This window comes from Mycolicibacterium flavescens (assembly GCF_001722335.1).
Taxonomy (GTDB): Bacteria; Actinomycetota; Actinomycetes; order Mycobacteriales; family Mycobacteriaceae; genus Mycobacterium; species Mycobacterium flavescens.
On the sequence record NZ_MIHA01000009.1, the window covers coordinates 1 to 16,224 of the forward strand.

The following is a 16,224-nucleotide window of genomic DNA, read 5'->3' on the forward strand; positions in this document are numbered from 1 at the left end:
GGGGGCGGGTCGGGCAGCGGGCGGGTCGCGCGGCGCGGCGGGGGAGCGGCCGGCCCGCGCGGTCCCGGCGTGCTCACGTCGCACCGCCGTCGCGTCCGGGACGGTCCCGCCCGCCCCGGCTGAGCACGGGATCGCCGCTGTCGTCGTAGCGCAGCGCGACGTCGAGCGGATCGGGGCGGTCGAGGTCGGCGGGATCGGGTTGGCCGCGGAACCGGTGCCACAGCCGGCGCCCGGCCAGCAGCACCAGCACCGCACCCGCCGACAGCGTGATGAAGAACAGCACCTTGCCGTAGGCGTTGGAATGCACCGACAGGCGCACGGATTCGCCGAGCGGCAACCCGTCGGCGGTGCGCAGCGACACGTCGACCGCGAACCGCTGGGTGAAATGCACCTCGATCGGGACGCGCAGCGGCAAAAAGCCCGGCGGCAGCTCGATCTCGCCCATGTCGGTCACCGTCATCCCGGGCGGGGCGCTCACGTCGAGCCGCACCCGGATCGGCACCGGCAGATCGTTGCGCAGCGCCAGCGGCAGCGGGCTGCGCTCGGTGGCCAGCGTGTAGGAACCGCCGGGGTTGACGATCGTCACCGCGTTGAACATGTCGTCGACGGTGCGCCCGACCGTCGTGAGCCGTTGCTGCGCAATGCCGTTGCGGGTGTCGGGCGGCACGGACTGGCTCAGCGCCCGCAGCATGTCCTCGCGCAGCGGCGCGGTGTAGCCGATCCCGGTCAGGCCGGTGCGCGCGTCGGTGGTCAGCGCCGACGTCAGGCCCCACAGCCGACCGGTGACCGCGGCGATGCCCGACACCACCGCGTCGTCGAACCGGGCGGAGGGATCACCGACCTCGTCGCCGGGCAGCGCCGAGGTCTCGTCCGGCGGCACCGCGTTGCCCTCGGCGATGACGGCGGTCAGCGGGCGCGGCTGCGCGAGTCCGGCGTTGATCGCGGTGGCGACGGCGGAGAACATCGCCCCGGCGTCGTCGGGGCGCAGGTTCCAGGCCAGCGGCGGCACCACGATCTGGGTGCGCGGGGCGACGTCGGGGTTGAGGCCGCGCCACAGCAGCGCGCCGAGTGCGCTCTGCCTGCGCGCGGCCTCCGACTCCGGTCGCAGCGGGATGTCGAGCGCCGGGTCGAGGTAGCCGGGGGTGCTCGGCTCGGCGCCCGCCCCGGCCAGCGCGGCCCCGACGGCGGGGTCGAAGGGGGCGGCCACCAGGTTCGGTGTGTAGCGCACCGGCGCGGTGTCGGCGGTGGACGCGGTGTCGGATCCGTCGGCGTTCGTGTGGCCGGCCGCGATGGCCACGGTCGGGCCCTGCGCGGAGAGCAGGCGCACCGCGGGCCCGGTCAGCGGGCCGTCGGCGATCAGGGTGGCACCGCGCACCGAGGCGATTCCGAGGATCTGGTCGACGATGTCGCCGGCGATGTTGGTGGCGATGTTGGTCAGCCCCGGATCACCCACCCGGCGCAGCGCGTCGAGATCGGCCTGCGCGTAGGGGGTCGGCGCGGCGCAGATCCGTTTGGCCAGCTCCTTGAGCCGGTTGAGCCAGCCGACCGCGGCCTGCTGACCGGTGCCCGGGCGTGTCGGGGTGCCCGGGCCGGCGTCGGGCCCGTCGTTGACGACGTAGCCGCCGGTCATGGCGTTGACGGTGACCAGCAGATCGGGGTCGATGGCCAGGCAGGTGGCCATCCGGACGCGGCCGTCGGCGTCGACCTCGGGGCGGGTGGCGAACTCCACCGCCGACAGCAGCGTGTCGAGGCGACCACCGGGGGCCAGCGACGTGGCGAGTTCGTCGTCGATGAGTCGGACCGGGGTGGCGCCGCCAGGGGCGCCCGCGGCCAGGCGGGGCCGGTCGGCGATCGGCCACAGCACGGTGAGCTGCACCGGTCGCGACGTGTCCGGGGGTTCGACCGCGGTCACCGTGTCGGCGGACCCGGCGGCCGGGTCCGGGGGCACACCGAGCACCGGCAGCAGGAAGCGGGCGTCGTCGAGGCGGGCCGGGGCGCCGTAGTCGGGGGTGCCGTTGACGTTGACCATCACCGGGTACACCCCGGGCTCCTCGATCGACAGCGACGGCCGCTGCGCCGACCGCAGCGGATAGGACAGCACGAACGGAACCTCTTGTCCGCGAGCAAGTTCCGGTGTCAACGTGACGAAGTCGGCGACCGGCTCGAACTGGTCGACGTTGCCGGCGAGGTTGGTGCGCAGCCCGGTCGTGGTGGTCACGGCGGCGGCGTCCTCGAGCCGCACGACGACGTCGCGCACCGCCCGGTCACCGACGTTGAGCACGGCGCCGGTCACGGTGACGACGGGTTCGCTGGTGGTGGTCACCACGTCGGGGGAGACCGCGTCGATGCGCACCTGCAGGAACGGGGTGGTGGTGCTGGGCTGCGCGGCGGTGGTCGGCGGGACGGCGAGAGGGACGGCGGTCAGCGTCAACAACAGCAGCGCGGCCAGCAGGCGCAGCAGCGCGGTGGGGGTCACGGGCCCTGTCCGCAGCCGTTCGTCCGCCGGCCGGGCTGGGTGTGCCCGCGTTCGTTGCCCTGCCTGTCGGCCTTGCCCCAGCGCTCGGCGCCCAGGGCCGAGTCGTCGGGGCGGCGACGGTTGCGGGTGTGCGAATGCGTCTGGGGTCGCCGCCGCGGTGCGGACCGTGGCAGCGGGGGCAGCGCGGACGGCCCGTCGGTGTGCAGTTTGTCGATCAGCTCGTCGGCGACCTCGGCGAGGCGGCGCTCGTCGGCGTAGGCCAGCCGCGACGGCAGCTCGTGCAGCGGGACCCAGGCCACCTCGGTGACCTCGACGTCCTCATCGGACAGTTCGCCGCCGCGGAACCGCATCAGATAGTGGTGCACGGTCTTGTGCACCCGGCGGCCCTCGGTGACGAACCAGTAGTCGATGCTGCCGAGCGCGGCCAGCACGTCGCCGCGGATGCCGGTCTCCTCGGCGACCTCGCGGATCGCGGTCTGCTCGGCGGTCTCGCCCATCTCGATGTGGCCCTTGGGCAGCGACCACAGCATCCGGCCGCGCCGGTCGATGCGCCCGATCAGCGCGGCGACCTGGTTGTCCTTGGGGCCGTCGATGCCGTCGATGACCAACCCGCCCGCCGAGGTTTCGTGGACGGTGCGCAGCCGGTCCGGTGGCCGGCGCGGCCGCGTCTTCTTGGGCTGACCGGGTTTGGGCTCGGCGCCGTTGACGGGTTTGTGGTGGCTGCCGGGTTTCGGCGTCGGCGCGGACTGGTTGACCTGACCGGCCTGGCTGGTTGAGGCGCTGGTGGAGGGCTCGGGAGGTCCTGCCGAGCGTCGGCCGCGGCGGCGCCCTCGGCGCCGTCGTGGTTTGGCCTGTTCGCCGTCCGACACCCAAGCGATAGTAGCTGCCATGAACATTCGCTCCCGCTGCACTCACCGGTCGTGATACAGCCGTTGCCGACTCGTGCTGAATTGTCGGGCTCCCAACGCGGCCGGGGGCCGCCCGATCGTCGCCCGACTACGCTGTCCGAACGTGCCCGAATCCGCCACCGACGCTGAACTGCTTGCCACCGCGCAGGTCGCGCTGAACCGTCACCGCGATCTGCTGCGTGAGGTCGGCGCCTTGTTCGCTGACGCCGGTCACGAGCTCCATCTCGTGGGCGGCAGCGTGCGCGACGCGCTGCTCGGCCGGCTGACCGAGAAGGCGGACCTCGACTTCACCACCGACGCCCGGCCCGAGCAGATGCAGAAACTGCTGCGCGGCTGGGCCGACGCGCTATGGGACACCGGGATCGAGTTCGGCACGCTCGGTGTCGGCAAGGGCGACCACCGGCTGGAGATCACCACGTTCCGCGCCGACAGCTACGACCAGGTGTCGCGCAACCCGGAGGTCCGCTTCGGCGACACCCTCGACGACGACCTGGTGCGCCGCGACTTCACCGCCAACGCGATGGCCGTGCGGATCACCGCGGCGGGACCTGCCGAGTTCCACGACCCGCTGGGCGGGTTGGCGGCGCTGCGCCGCCGCGAACTCGACACCCCGGCCGCGCCGGAGGTGTCGTTCGGCGACGACCCGCTGCGGATGCTGCGCGCGGCGCGGTTCGTCTCGCAGCTGGAGTTCACGGTCGCGCCCCGGGTGATGGCCGCGCTGGTCGAGATGGCGCCGCAGCTGGGCCGGATCACCGCCGAGCGGGTGGCCGCCGAACTGGACAAGCTGCTGCTGGGCGCCGACCCGGTCGCCGGGATCGACCTGATGGTGCAGACCGGTCTGGGCGATGTGGTGCTGCCCGAGGTCGGGGCGATGCGGATGGCGATCGACGAGCACCACCAGCACAAGGACGTGTACTGGCATTCGCTGACCGTGCTCAAGCAGGCGATCGACCTCGAAGGCGACGAGGGCCCGGATCTGGTGCTGCGCTGGGCGGCGCTGCTGCACGACATCGGCAAGCCCGCGACCCGCAAGCACGAACCCGACGGCGGGGTGAGCTTTCACCACCACGAGGTGGTCGGCGCGAAGATGGCCCGCAAGCGGATGCGGGCGCTGAAGTACTCCAAGCAGATGATCGAGGACGTCTCGCAGCTGGTGTACCTGCACCTGCGGTTCCACGGTTACGGCGGCGGCAAGTGGACCGACTCGGCGGTGCGCCGCTACGTCACCGACGCGGGGCCTCTGCTGTCGCGGCTGCACAAGCTGGTTCGCGCCGACTGCACCACCCGCAACAAGCGTCGGGCGGCGCGGCTGCAGGCCAACTACGACGACCTCGAGCACCGCATCGCCGAGCTCGCCGAGAAGGAGGACCTGGCGCGGGTGCGCCCGGACCTCAACGGCAACGAGATCATGAAGATCCTCGGCATCCCGGCCGGGCCGCAGGTCGGCGAGGCGTGGCAGTACCTCAAGGAGCTGCGCCTGGACCGCGGGCCGCTGTCGCGCGAGGAGGCGGAGGCCGAGCTGCTGGCGTGGTGGAACGCGAAGGGCCAGTCGTCCGTCTGATCAGACATGGACTACTGCCTCGGCGACGGCGACGGTACGGCGACGATGTGGTCGGCGCCCGCGGATGTGGACGTCGACGGGGACGGGTCGCTGGACGCGGTCGGGATCGACTTCGACGGTGACGGGTTGCTCGACGACGCGATGGCCGACCTCGACACCGACGGCACCGCCGACCATCTGGTGCGCGACCACGCGGGCGAGGCCGCGTACTTCACCGACGACGGCACCGGCACGTGGGCGGTCAGCGTGGACCCGGTGCGGGGGCTGCGGTGGTTCGGTCTCGACGGCGTCGAGCAGTTCGGCGGCCCGCTGGTCGACGTCGACGGCGACGGCGCCCCTGATGACCGGTTGCTCGACGCCGACGGTGACGGGGTGGCCGACCGCGCGCTCGGTGACGGGGATGCCTACGTCGACGCCGACGCCGACGGCCGGTGGGACGTCAAGCTGACCGACGCCGACGGTGACGGCCGCGCGGATTCGGCGGGTGAAGTCTGAACCTGTTGTGCGGCAGGGCTATCCGCGGCCGGACCCCGGCGGCCCGGCGAACGCCTGCGCGATGCCGAGCCACCGTTCGGCGTCGTCGCCGACCGCGCGCACATCCAGCGCCGCCCGCGGCCTGCGCTGGGTGACCAGCATGCAGAAGTCCTCGGCGGACCCGCTGACCCGCTGCGCGGCGCCGGCCGGTCCCCAGTCCCACGTCGAGCCGTCGGGTGCGCGCAACTCGACCCGGAACGGCTCCGCCGGCGCCGCCAGGCCGTGGACGGCGAACGCGAAGTCGCGGGTGCGCACCCCGATGTGGGCGATCGAACGCAGCCGCGCGGTCGCGGGCCGTCGCACCCCGAGCGTGTCGGCCACGTCCAGGCCGTGCGCCCAGGTCTCCATGAGCCGGGCGGTGGCCATCGACGGCGCGCTCATCGGCGGCCCGAACCAGGGCAGCTTGCGACCGTCCTCGACGGTCAGCAGGGCGTCGTGCAGCTGATTTCGGGTCGCGCGCCAGTCGGCCAGCAGTTCGGCAGGCGGGGTGCCCGCCAGTTGCTCGGCGCCCTCGTCGACGAAACCGGTCGGGTTCTTGCCCGCCTCCTGTAGCAGCGCCGCGAACGCGGCCTCGTCGGTGACGGCGGTCAGCGCGACCCGGTCGGTCCACAGCAGGTGTGCGATCTGATGGGCGATCGTCCAGCCCGGCGCCGGCGTCGGCTCGGCCCACCGCGCGGCGGGCAGGTCGGCGACCAGCGCGTCGAGGTCGTCGCTCTCGGCCCGCAGATCGGCCACCATCGGCGCGGCACCAGCCATGCCGGTCACCCTAACGCCGATGCCGGGCCAGGCCCGCGTGCGCGCCGAGACCGGCGAGGTAGATACCGACCCCGGCGACCGCCAGCAGCGGTTCGCGGCCGTCGAGCGGGATCACCGCCGCCGCGCCCGACAGCGCGAGGATGAACGACATCCAGAACAACGCGTCCTGCACGGTGAAGACGTGGCCGCGCAGCGCGTCGTCGACGTCGATCTGCATCGCGGAGTCCGCGCACAGCTTGACCACCTGCCCGGCCGCGCCGAGCAGGAAACCGCACACCACCATCAGCGGCACGTACAGGCTCGCCCCGGCCAGCTGGACCGCGACGGCGAAGCCCAGCGCGCCGTTGGCCGCGCCGTAGCGCCCGAAGCGACGGATCAGCGCCGGCGTCGCGATCGTGGCCAGGAAACCGCCCACCCCGCCGGCGCTGAGGAACAGCACCGAGGTGCCCAGCCCCGCGACCACATGCGCGTCGTTGTGCCGCACGATCACCAGCACCAGAAGCGAGTTGATGCCGAACACCATCCGGTGCGCGGCCAGCCCCGACAGCGTCGCCGCCACCGTCGGCACCGCCGCGACGGTACGGATGCCGTGTACCCACCCGGTGGCGACCGCGTAGAGCGCCGAGCCGTGGATCGAGCGTTTGCTCTCGTGCGGGCCGAGCACGTCGGGCGGAAAGCGCACCGACAGCAGCAGCGCCAACGCGACCGGCACCGTGACCAGGAAGATGATCGTCGACGCGCCGGTGTCATCGTCGCCGAACAACGTCCGCGGCAGCAGCATGAACAGGGCGCCGAGGAAGGCCGCGGCCGCCCCGGTCGCGGTGGCCACCGAGTTCATCGCCACCACCCGCTCGCGGGGCACGACGTCGGGCAGCGCCGCCGACAGACCCGACGACACGAACCGGGTGAAGCCGTTGACGATCAACGCCCCCAGAAAGATCGGGAGGTCGGCGGCGCCGGCGGCCAGCATGGCGGCCACCGCGACGACGAGCAGCAGCCGGCCGAGGTTGGCGCCGATCAGCACCACCCGCCGGTCCCAGCGGTCCAGCAGCGCGCCGGCGAACGGGCCGAGCAGCGAGTAGGGCAGGTACAGCACGGCGAACGCGCCGGCGATCGCCCACGGTTCGGCTTCGCGCTCGGGGTTGAACAGGATCGCGCCGGCCAGGCCGGCGGCGAACAGGCCGTCGCCGAACTGGCTGACCGCGCGCAGTTCGAGCAGCCGCCGGAACTCGTGCATACCGCGCAGCGATCGCAACAAGTCGACGAGCGCGCGGGGGTCAGCCACCGGTGAGATCACATTTCTGAGCGAGTGAATCGGGACTGGACCCACAGTACAAATATCGCCGCGGGCCGCGCTTGTCCGCCATGACGGCGGCGGCTGGTGCCATGATGGTGGACGTGGCGCAGTCAGAGGATCCGGAGGATTTCGTCGCTCCTGCAGCGCCGCGCGTCCGGGCCGGAACGCTGTTGCTCGCGAACACCGACCTGCTGGAGCCGACGTTTCGGCGCAGCGTGATCTACGTCGTCGAGCACAACGACGGCGGCACCCTCGGGGTGGTGCTCAACCGGCCCAGCGAGACCGCGGTCTACAACGTGTTGCCGCAGTGGGCCAAGCTGTCGGCCAAACCGAAGACGATGTTCATCGGCGGGCCGGTCAAACGCGACGCGGCGTTGTGCCTGGCGTCGCTGCGGGTCGGCGTGGACGCTGCCGAGGTGCCCGGCCTGCGGCACGTGCAGGGCCGGATGGTGATGGTCGACCTCGACGCGGACCCGGACACCGTCGCACCCGTGGTCGAAGGCGTGCGGATCTTCGCGGGCTACTCGGGGTGGACCATCGGCCAACTTGAGGGCGAGATCGAACGCGACGACTGGATCGTGTTGTCGGCGTTGCCGTCTGACGTGCTGGTCGAGCCGCGGGTGGACTTGTGGTCGCGGGTGCTGCGCCGGCAACCGCTGCCGCTGTCGCTCCTGGCGACCCATCCGATCGACCTCAGCAGGAACTGAACCTCAGCTGCACGACAGCGTGCACGTCGCGCACGCCCCGCCGGCGCAGCCGCCGGTCGCAGGCGCGGCTTCACGGCGCGCGACGGACTTCGCGCTCTGCCAGCAGCCGGCGCCGACGGTGCCCAGCGCGCCGAGCACGCAGATCGCCACGACGAACAGCGCGGTGCGGGAATCGGCGGCCAGCGCGACAGCGCCGCCGGCGGCGAGCATCGCGGCGGCCGCCAGCTGGGTCGGCGCCACCGAGCGCAGCACCTCGCGCACGGGATCCTCCGACTGCGGGCGGCTCAGCAACCACAGGCCGAGGGCCGCGGTCACGACGGCGGCGCCCAGACACAACACCGCGGCGACGAACATGGCCTTCAGCTTACGAGGCCCAGCGAGGTGGTCAGGTTGGGGCGTCCCCCGGGCGCCAGGCTTCGCCCGGGGGACATGTCTAACCCCCTAGGCCCACCGGTTGCGGTGCGGCCTGGGCCGGTGCGGGGGCACCGAGCGCGGACACGTTGGTGGTCGCCGGGGCGGGCGCAGGTGCCGGCGCGACGGGCGCGGGTGCGGGTGCGGCGGGTGCGGCGCCCGGGATGCCGATCCGGAAGCCGTTGACGATCGCGTCGGTGGCGTCGGCGGCCGCGACGGCCTGATCGACGCTGGTGGTCACCGACAGCGACACCAGGTAGCGGTCGGGTCCGGCGGTGGCGATGACGTGGCGGCGCGACGTGTTCAGCGTCATCGAGTTCTCCCGGTAGGTGCCCTCGATGAGCGACGACGGCATACCGCCGTGGTCGGCGAACGACGCCGCCGTGGAGCGCCACGCGGGCAGCTGCTGGCTGTCGATGAAGCCGTGGCTGATGGCCTCCTTCGGGTCGAAGTCGCCGATCAGCTTGTAGACCACGATCTGGGCGTTCGACGTGTAGAGCCCGTTGCCGCCGACCCGGTCGGCGATCACCGCGAACGCGTCCGGCACGTTGGGGTCCGGCACGTGTGACCAGCCGCGCGGCATCGGCAGCACGATGTTGAGCGCGGTGAAATCACGGCTGGCCTGCGGCTCCATCCGCACACCCTTCTCGGCGAAGAACTCGCTGAGCGTGCCGGACGTCGCCGGCTGGATCGCGGGCACCGGCGCCGCGGGCACCGCGACCGGGGGACTGGCGACCGGGGCACCGGCGACCGGGGCACCGGCGACCGGGGCGATGCCGGTGGCCGAACTCACACCGGGCTGGGTGAGCGGTGCGGCATTGGGCCCGACGACCACGGTCTGGGTCACGGTGGCGGGGGCAGGCAGCGGGGGTCGCGGGACGAGCGGCTCGGCCGATGCGGTCGTGCCCGCGACACCGAGGACGCCGGCGGTGGCGGCGGCCACACCTGCGGCCAGAATCCGCCAGCGAGGGGCGATCTCGATCATCTGCGTCGGTCCTTCCGAACAGCACGGGGGTCAGGTCAGGCGCTGACTGTAACCACGCCGAAGCGGCGCCCACCAGGGCCGGAATCGACCTGCAACCGTGTCCTGACTTGCCCGCAACGGAACCGAGACCAACCCGTGGCCGATCGAACCCGATTCGGCGGGCTTATACCCTGTTGACGTGACCGACGCGCCGACCACCGAGACCCCGTCCCACCGTTACACCGCGGAACTGGCCGGGCGGATCGAGCGCGACTGGCAGCAGTGGTGGGACGAGCACGGGACGTTCCACGTGCCGAACCCCGTCGGGTCGCTCGCGCCGTCCGACGGCGCCGAGGTGCCCCCGGACAAGATGTTCGTCCAGGACATGTTCCCCTACCCGTCGGGCGAGGGACTGCACGTCGGGCATCCGCTGGGCTACATCGCCACCGACGTCTACGCCCGGTACTTCCGGATGACCGGCCGCAACGTGTTGCACGCGTTGGGTTTCGACGCGTTCGGGCTGCCTGCCGAGCAGTACGCGATCCAGACCGGGACGCATCCGCGGGTGCGCACCGAGGCCAACATCGTCAACTTCCGTCGCCAGCTGGGCCGGCTCGGGTTCGGCCACGACTCACGGCGCAGCTTCTCCACCACCGACGTCGACTACTACAAGTGGACGCAGTGGATCTTCCTGCAGATCTACAACGCGTGGTTCGACCCCGACGTCAACCGGGCCCGGCCGATCTCCGAGCTGATCGCAGAGTTCGAATCCGGGACAAGGTCTTTGGACGACGGCCGCGACTGGGCGTCGTTGTCGGCGGGCGAGCGCGCCGACGTCGTCGACGGGTTCCGGCTGGTGTACCGCGCCGACTCGCTGGTGAACTGGTGCCCCGGACTGGGCACCGTGCTGGCCAACGAGGAGGTCACCTCCGACGGGCGCAGCGAGCGCGGCAACTTCCCGGTGTTCCGAAAACGGTTGCGGCAGTGGATGATGCGTATCACCGCATACTCGGACCGACTGCTCGACGACCTCGACCTGCTGGACTGGCCGGACAAGGTCAAGGCCATGCAGCGCAACTGGATCGGCCGCTCGACGGGCGCGTCTGTCCTGTTCGCCACCGATGCCGGCGACATCGAGGTGTTCACCACGCGCCCGGACACGCTGTTCGGCGCGACGTACATGGTGCTGGCACCCGAGCACGACCTGGTCGACGAACTGGTCGCCGACCGGTGGCCCGACGGCGTCGACGAACGATGGACCTCCGGCGCCGCGACGCCCGCCGAGGCGGTGGCCGCCTACCGGGCGTCGATCGCGGCCAAGTCCGACCTCGAGCGCCAGGAGAACAAGACCAAGACCGGCGTGTTCACCGGTGCCTACGCCACGAATCCGGCGAACAAACAACAGGTTCCGGTGTTCATCGCCGACTACGTGCTGGCCGGTTACGGCACCGGCGCGATCATGGCGGTGCCGGGGCACGATCTGCGCGACTGGGAGTTCGCCAACGCGTTCGGGCTGCCGATCGTCGAGGTGATCTCCGGCGGTGACGTGTCCGAGGCGGCCTACACCGGTGACGGGGAACTGGTGAACTCCGGTGAGCTCAATGGTTTGAGCGTCACGTCGGCCAAGGAGGCGATCACCAACCGGCTGAGCGCCGAGGGCCGCGGCCGCCCGCGCGTGGAATACAAGCTGCGGGACTGGCTGTTCGCCCGGCAGCGTTACTGGGGCGAACCGTTCCCGATCGTCTACGACGAGGACGGGCGGGCGCACCCGCTGCCCGAATCGGCGCTGCCGGTGGAACTGCCCGACGTGCCCGACTATTCGCCGGTGCTGTTCGATCCCGACGACGCCGACAGCGAGCCGTCGCCGCCGCTGAACAAGGCGACCGACTGGGTCAACGTCGAGCTGGACCTCGGCGACGGGCCCAAGCCCTACACGCGTGACACCAACGTGATGCCGCAGTGGGCGGGCAGCTCCTGGTACGAGCTGCGCTACACCGACCCGTACAACGCAGATGAATTGTGCGCCAAGGAGAACGAGGCGTACTGGATGGGTCCGCGGACCGCCGAGCACGGCGCCGACGACCCGGGCGGCGTGGACCTGTACGTCGGCGGCGTCGAGCACGCGGTGCTGCACCTGCTGTATTCGCGGTTCTGGCACAAGGTGCTCTACGACCTCGGACATGTCACCTCGCGCGAGCCGTACCGCCGGCTGGTGAACCAGGGTTACATCCAGGCGTTCGCGTACACCGACTCCCGCGGGGCGTATGTGCCGGCCGCGGAAGTCGTTGAGCGCGAAGGGAAGTTCTACTGGCGTCCGTCCGATGTCGCCGACGGGTCGGCTCCGGGACCCGACGGTGAGATCGAGGTCTTCCAGGAGTTCGGCAAGATCGGCAAGAGCCTGAAGAACTCGGTGTCGCCCGACGAGATCTGCGACAACTACGGCGCCGACACCCTGCGCGTCTACGAGATGTCGATGGGACCGTTGGAGGCGTCGCGGCCGTGGGCCACCAAGGACGTCGTCGGCGCGCACCGGTTCCTGCAGAGGGTGTGGCGGCTGGTGGTCGACGAGGAGACCGGCGCCAACCGTGTCGCCGAGCACGAGGCGATCGACGACGAGACGCTGAAGTTGTTGCACCGCACCATCGCCGGCGTGTCCGACGACTACACGAACCTGCGCAACAACACCGCTGCGGCCAAGCTCATCGAGTACACCAACCATCTGACCAAGCAGGGTGTGACGGCCCGCGGGGCGTTGGAGCCGCTGGTGCTGATGGTGGCGCCGCTCGCACCGCATCTGGCCGAGGAGCTGTGGCGTCGGCTGGGGCACGACACGTCGCTGGCGCACGGACCGTTCCCGGTGGCCGACCCGCAGTACCTTGTCGAGGACACCGTCGAGTACCCGGTGCAGGTGAACGGCAAGGTGCGCGGGCGGATCACCGTCGCCGCCGACGCCGACGCCGATGCGCTCGAGTCTGCGGCGTTGGCCGACGAGAAGGTGCAGGCGTTCCTCAACGGGGCGACGCCGAAGAAGGTGATCGTGGTCGCCGGCCGCCTCGTCAACATCGTCCTGTGATTTCGGCGCGCTACCTGTCGCCCAGCGATCAGTAGCGCCCCCAAGCCACCCGGCAGGGAACCGACCGGGCAGTCGCGCGCGTCCAACCGTGCGTGCTTTCAGAGTTTCTACGAGCGCAGGACGGCGTCATCACGTCGGCGCAGGCACGTCGCGCCGGCCTCAGTGACCAGTCGGTGCAGCGACGCGTGCGGACCGGGCGATGGCGGCGGTGCTCGAAAGGCGTCTACTTCGTCGACGATCGCGAGTTCACCGACGCGGCGCGAGTGCGTGCGGGCGTCTGGGGCTACGGACCAACTGCGGCTGCCAGCGGTCTGACTGCGGCGTGGTGGCACGGTCTGACCCAGTACGCGCCCGACATCGTGGACGTCACCGCAAGCCGGACCGTACATGGTCGCTGCCACACGGGAACTCGCTTACGGCGCCGGGACCTCGATCCGCGCGACGTTGTGGAGTTGCGAGCGCTGCGAGTCACCGCCAAACCGCTGACTGTGCTCGAGTCGGCAATCGTGCGGCCCGGGGGAGCCAAACTGCTGGACAACGCGTTGCAACGGCACGTCGACCTCCGCGACCTGTGGAGCGCTCAAGTCCGCAACAAGGGTCGCTACGGCTCACCGGTGGCGCGGATGCTCCTACAGGCGGCGGCCGACGGCGCCCGCTCCGCGGCCGAACGGCTTCTCGTCAAGTTGTTGATGAAAGCGGGGATCACCGGCTGGAAGGCGAATTATCCCGTCGGACGTTACAAGGTCGACGTGGGCTTCCCAGAAGCGATGCTCGCGTTGGAGACCGACGGCTGGGCGTTCCACTCCGATGCTGAGGTGTTTCAGACCGACCGTAAGCGGCAGAACGCGATCATCCTGCTCGGCTGGCAGATCCTGCGCTTCACGTGGCTCGACCTGACGGTCTACCCGGACCGGGTGATCACGTCCATTCGCCAGGCGCTTCGGTGCGCTGCCAGTCGCTGAGCGATCGGATGCGCACCGAAATCGCAGATTAGCGGGGGCGGACGATCACCTCGTGGACGTGGGCGTCCGACGGTGAGTGCACCGCCTCGGCGATCACCCGCGCGACGCTCTCGACGCTCAGGAACCGCGACGGGTCGTAGTCCCCGCCTTCGTAGGCCACCAGACCCTCCTGCATCTCGGTGGCGATCCGCCCGGGATGCACCGACGTCACCCGCAGCGACGGTTCGTCGTTGCGCAGGGAGTCGGCGAACGACCGCAGCGCGAACTTGCTCGCCGAGTACGACGCCAGACCCGGCGACGCGTTGATCCCCGAACCGGAGTTCACGAACACCACGTGACCGTCCGCCGCACGCAGCGCCGGCAGCAGCGCGAGCGTGAGCGCAACGGCGCCAATGACATTCACCTCCATGCTGGTGCGCCACTCGTCGACCGTCGACTCGGCCACCCGGCCCGGAAACGCGACACCCGCGTTGTGGATCAGTACGTCGAGTTCGACGATCGGCTCCACCGCAGCGTCGATACTCGAAACGTCGGTCAGATCGACGGGCCACGTCGTCGCGCCGAACCGGCCCGCCACCTCGTCCAGTTGAGCTGACGGCCGCCCGGCCAGAAACAGCGTGTGGGTGGGCGCGAGCGCGGTCGCAATCGCCGCGCCGAGCCCTCGCGAGGCCCCGGTGATCATCGCGGTCGGCATGACTGTGACCGTACACAAGCCCCACCACCCTGCGTTTCGGCCTCGCGGGACGCATCATGGAACGGATGCCACCCGACCACAGCTTCGCGCCCACGCAGCTCGCCGCCCGCGCCGCCTACCTACTGCGCGGCAACGACCTGGGCACCATGACCACCGCGGCCCCGCTGCTGTACCCGCACATGTGGAGCTGGGACGCGGCGTTCGTGGCGATCGGGCTGGCCCCGCTGAGCGTCGAGCGCGCGGTCGTCGAGCTGGACACGCTGCTGTCGGCGCAGTGGAGCAACGGGATGATCCCGCACATCGTGTTCGCCAACGGGGTCGACGGCTACTTCCCGGGCCCGGCGCGGTGGGCCACCTCCGCGCTGGCCGCGCACGCCCCGCGCAACCGGCACACCTCGGGCATCACCCAGCCGCCGGTGCACGCGATCGCCGTGCAGCGCATCCTCGACCACGCCCGCACCCGCGGCCGCTCCACCCGCGCGGTCGCCGAGGCGTTCCTGGACCGCCGCTGGGACGATCTGGTCAATTGGCACCGCTGGCTGGCCGAGGCGCGCGATCCGAACCAGCACGGCCGGGTCACGCTGTACCACGGCTGGGAGTCCGGCATGGACAACTCGCCGCGCTGGGACGGCGCCTACGCCAACGTGATTCCCGGCACGGTGCCCGAATACCAGCGCGAGGACAACACGATCGTCACCGACGCCTCGCAGCGGCCGTCGGACCTGGAGTACGACCGCTACCTGTGGCTGCTCGAAGAGATGAAATCGGCCCGCTACGACGACGATCTGCTGCCGAAGGTGATGAGCTTCGCGGTCGAGGACGTGTTCGTCTCGGCCATTCTCGCGGTGGCGTGCGACGTGCTCGCCGAGATCGGCGAGGACTACCACAGGCCCAAGGCCGACGTCCGCGACCTGTACTCCTGGGGCGAGCGGTTCCGCGCCGGCGTCATCGAATCGACCGATGAAAGAACAGGCGCAGCAAGGGATTACGACGTCCGCGCCGACCAGTGGATCGCCACGGAGACGGTCGCGCAGTTCGCGCCGCTGCTGTGCGGCGGGCTGCCGCACGACCGCGAACGCGCGCTGGTGAAACTGCTGGAGGGGCCGCGGTTCTGCGCGCACCCGGATCTCAAGTACGCCAGCATCCCGTCGACCTCGCCGGTGTCGCGCGATTTCCGGCCCCGCGAGTACTGGCGCGGGCCGGTGTGGCCGGTGATGACGTGGCTGTTCTCCTGGTGTTTCGCCCGGCGCGGCTGGGCCGAGCGGTCCCGGATCCTGCGGCAGGAGGGACTGCGCCAGGCCAGCGACGGCACCTTCGCCGAGTACTACGAACCGTTCACCGGTGAGCCGCTGGGCAGTATGCAGCAGTCGTGGACGGCCGCGGCGGTGCTGGACTGGCTCGGGTAACTACTCGGCCAACCGCTCCAGCGGGGCCAGCGCCTTGGTCAGCGTGTCCAACTCCTCCTGGCTGAGCCGCGACAGCAGCGTCGCCAGATAGCCGCGACGGACCTCGAGCGCCTCCTGATGCTGGGCGCGGCCCTCCGGCGTGATGTCGACGAGCACAGCCCGCAGGTCAGAGGGGTCGCGGGAGCGTTTGACCAGCCCGAGTTTCTCGAGCCGGCGGATCGCGACGGTCGTCGTCGGGGTGCGCACCCGCTCGTGGGCGGCCAGGTCGGTCATCCGCATCGGGCCCTGCTCCAGCAGGGTCAGCAGGATCGACAGCTGGGCCAGGGTGAGGTCACCGGCTTCGGTGCGGTTGGTGTCGCTTCGCCGCAGCACGGAGAACACCCGGGACAGCACACGCTGCAGCTCCCCCGACAGTTCCGCGACCTGCGATTCGACCACATCCGCCATAACTTCGGCAGTCTAACCTGTCGGTCGC

Annotated in this window: 14 protein-coding genes and 1 pseudogene; 7 read left to right on the forward strand and 8 right to left on the reverse strand. The window is 71.1% G+C overall.

Annotated elements, in window-relative coordinates:
• Positions 1–73: 73 nt before the first annotated feature.
• Positions 74–2,476, reverse strand: coding sequence for a DUF6049 family protein (locus BHQ18_RS13605; RefSeq protein ID WP_069414163.1), 2,403 nt, complete (start codon positions 2,474–2,476; stop codon positions 74–76).
• Entirely contained in the window at positions 2,473–3,345 is an 873-nt protein-coding gene (locus tag BHQ18_RS13610; protein WP_109789289.1) for an NUDIX hydrolase, read from the reverse strand. Before BHQ18_RS13610 ends, BHQ18_RS13605 begins: the two co-directional genes overlap by 4 nt.
• 142 nt (positions 3,346–3,487) lie before the next feature.
• On the opposite strand from BHQ18_RS13610, the gene BHQ18_RS13615 reads away from it, so the two are divergent.
• Both BHQ18_RS13615 and BHQ18_RS13620 read left to right on the forward strand, forming a co-directional pair.
• Positions 3,488–4,945, forward strand: a complete 1,458-nt coding sequence (locus BHQ18_RS13615) for a CCA tRNA nucleotidyltransferase (RefSeq protein WP_069414164.1) — start codon at positions 3,488–3,490, stop codon at positions 4,943–4,945.
• Between the two features lie 6 nt (positions 4,946–4,951).
• The gene (locus tag BHQ18_RS13620) at positions 4,952–5,440 is read left to right on the forward strand and encodes a pullulanase (protein WP_069414165.1); all 489 of its coding nucleotides are present in this window, start codon (positions 4,952–4,954) and stop codon (positions 5,438–5,440) included.
• An 18-nt stretch (positions 5,441–5,458) separates the two neighbouring features.
• On the opposite strand, the gene BHQ18_RS13625 is transcribed toward BHQ18_RS13620, so the two are convergent.
• Entirely contained in the window at positions 5,459–6,235 is a 777-nt protein-coding gene (locus BHQ18_RS13625) for a TIGR03084 family metal-binding protein (RefSeq protein ID WP_069414347.1), read from the reverse strand.
• Between the two features lie 10 nt (positions 6,236–6,245).
• Positions 6,246–7,520, reverse strand: coding sequence for an MFS transporter (locus BHQ18_RS13630; RefSeq protein ID WP_069414348.1), 1,275 nt, complete (start codon positions 7,518–7,520; stop codon positions 6,246–6,248).
• Between the two features lie 104 nt (positions 7,521–7,624).
• Between BHQ18_RS13630 and BHQ18_RS13635 the strand changes: the two genes are divergently transcribed.
• Positions 7,625–8,239 carry a YqgE/AlgH family protein gene (locus tag BHQ18_RS13635; RefSeq protein WP_205866101.1) on the forward strand — a complete coding sequence of 205 codons (615 nt, stop codon included), beginning with the start codon at positions 7,625–7,627 and terminating at the stop codon, positions 8,237–8,239.
• 3 nt (positions 8,240–8,242) lie between these two features.
• Here the strand turns inward: BHQ18_RS13635 and BHQ18_RS13640 are convergent, their stop codons facing one another.
• Both BHQ18_RS13640 and BHQ18_RS13645 read right to left on the reverse strand, forming a co-directional pair.
• On the reverse strand, positions 8,243–8,593 hold the full coding sequence (locus BHQ18_RS13640) for a hypothetical protein (protein WP_069414166.1): 351 nt from the start codon (positions 8,591–8,593) through the stop codon (positions 8,243–8,245).
• Positions 8,594–8,672: 79 nt separating this feature from the next.
• Positions 8,673–9,635, reverse strand: coding sequence for an LpqN/LpqT family lipoprotein (locus BHQ18_RS13645; RefSeq protein WP_069414167.1), 963 nt, complete (start codon positions 9,633–9,635; stop codon positions 8,673–8,675).
• A gap of 178 nt (positions 9,636–9,813) precedes the next feature.
• Between BHQ18_RS13645 and leuS the strand changes: the two genes are divergently transcribed.
• The 3 genes and pseudogenes from leuS to BHQ18_RS30935 all read left to right on the forward strand — a co-directional run bounded on the left by leuS (position 9,814) and on the right by BHQ18_RS30935 (position 13,649).
• Positions 9,814–12,687: a leucine--tRNA ligase gene (gene leuS / locus BHQ18_RS13650; protein WP_205866095.1), complete on the forward strand. Its 2,874-nt coding sequence runs from the start codon at positions 9,814–9,816 to the stop codon at positions 12,685–12,687.
• Positions 12,688–12,779: 92 nt separating this feature from the next.
• A pseudogene (locus tag BHQ18_RS30930) lies at positions 12,780–12,854 on the forward strand (hypothetical protein); the annotation flags it as partial.
• A 285-nt stretch (positions 12,855–13,139) separates the two neighbouring features.
• Positions 13,140–13,649, forward strand: a complete 510-nt coding sequence (locus BHQ18_RS30935) for an endonuclease domain-containing protein (RefSeq protein ID WP_372516658.1) — start codon at positions 13,140–13,142, stop codon at positions 13,647–13,649.
• Positions 13,650–13,677: 28 nt separating this feature from the next.
• Here the strand turns inward: BHQ18_RS30935 and BHQ18_RS13660 are convergent, their stop codons facing one another.
• Positions 13,678–14,343: an SDR family oxidoreductase gene (locus tag BHQ18_RS13660; RefSeq protein ID WP_069414170.1), complete on the reverse strand. Its 666-nt coding sequence runs from the start codon at positions 14,341–14,343 to the stop codon at positions 13,678–13,680.
• Between the two features lie 65 nt (positions 14,344–14,408).
• Between BHQ18_RS13660 and ggh the strand changes: the two genes are divergently transcribed.
• On the forward strand, positions 14,409–15,749 hold the full coding sequence (ggh, locus tag BHQ18_RS13665; RefSeq protein ID WP_069414350.1) for a glucosylglycerate hydrolase: 1,341 nt from the start codon (positions 14,409–14,411) through the stop codon (positions 15,747–15,749).
• Here the strand turns inward: ggh and BHQ18_RS13670 are convergent, their stop codons facing one another.
• Positions 15,750–16,196 carry a MarR family winged helix-turn-helix transcriptional regulator gene (locus tag BHQ18_RS13670; RefSeq protein WP_069414171.1) on the reverse strand — a complete coding sequence of 149 codons (447 nt, stop codon included), beginning with the start codon at positions 16,194–16,196 and terminating at the stop codon, positions 15,750–15,752.
• Positions 16,197–16,224: the final 28 nt, after the last annotated feature.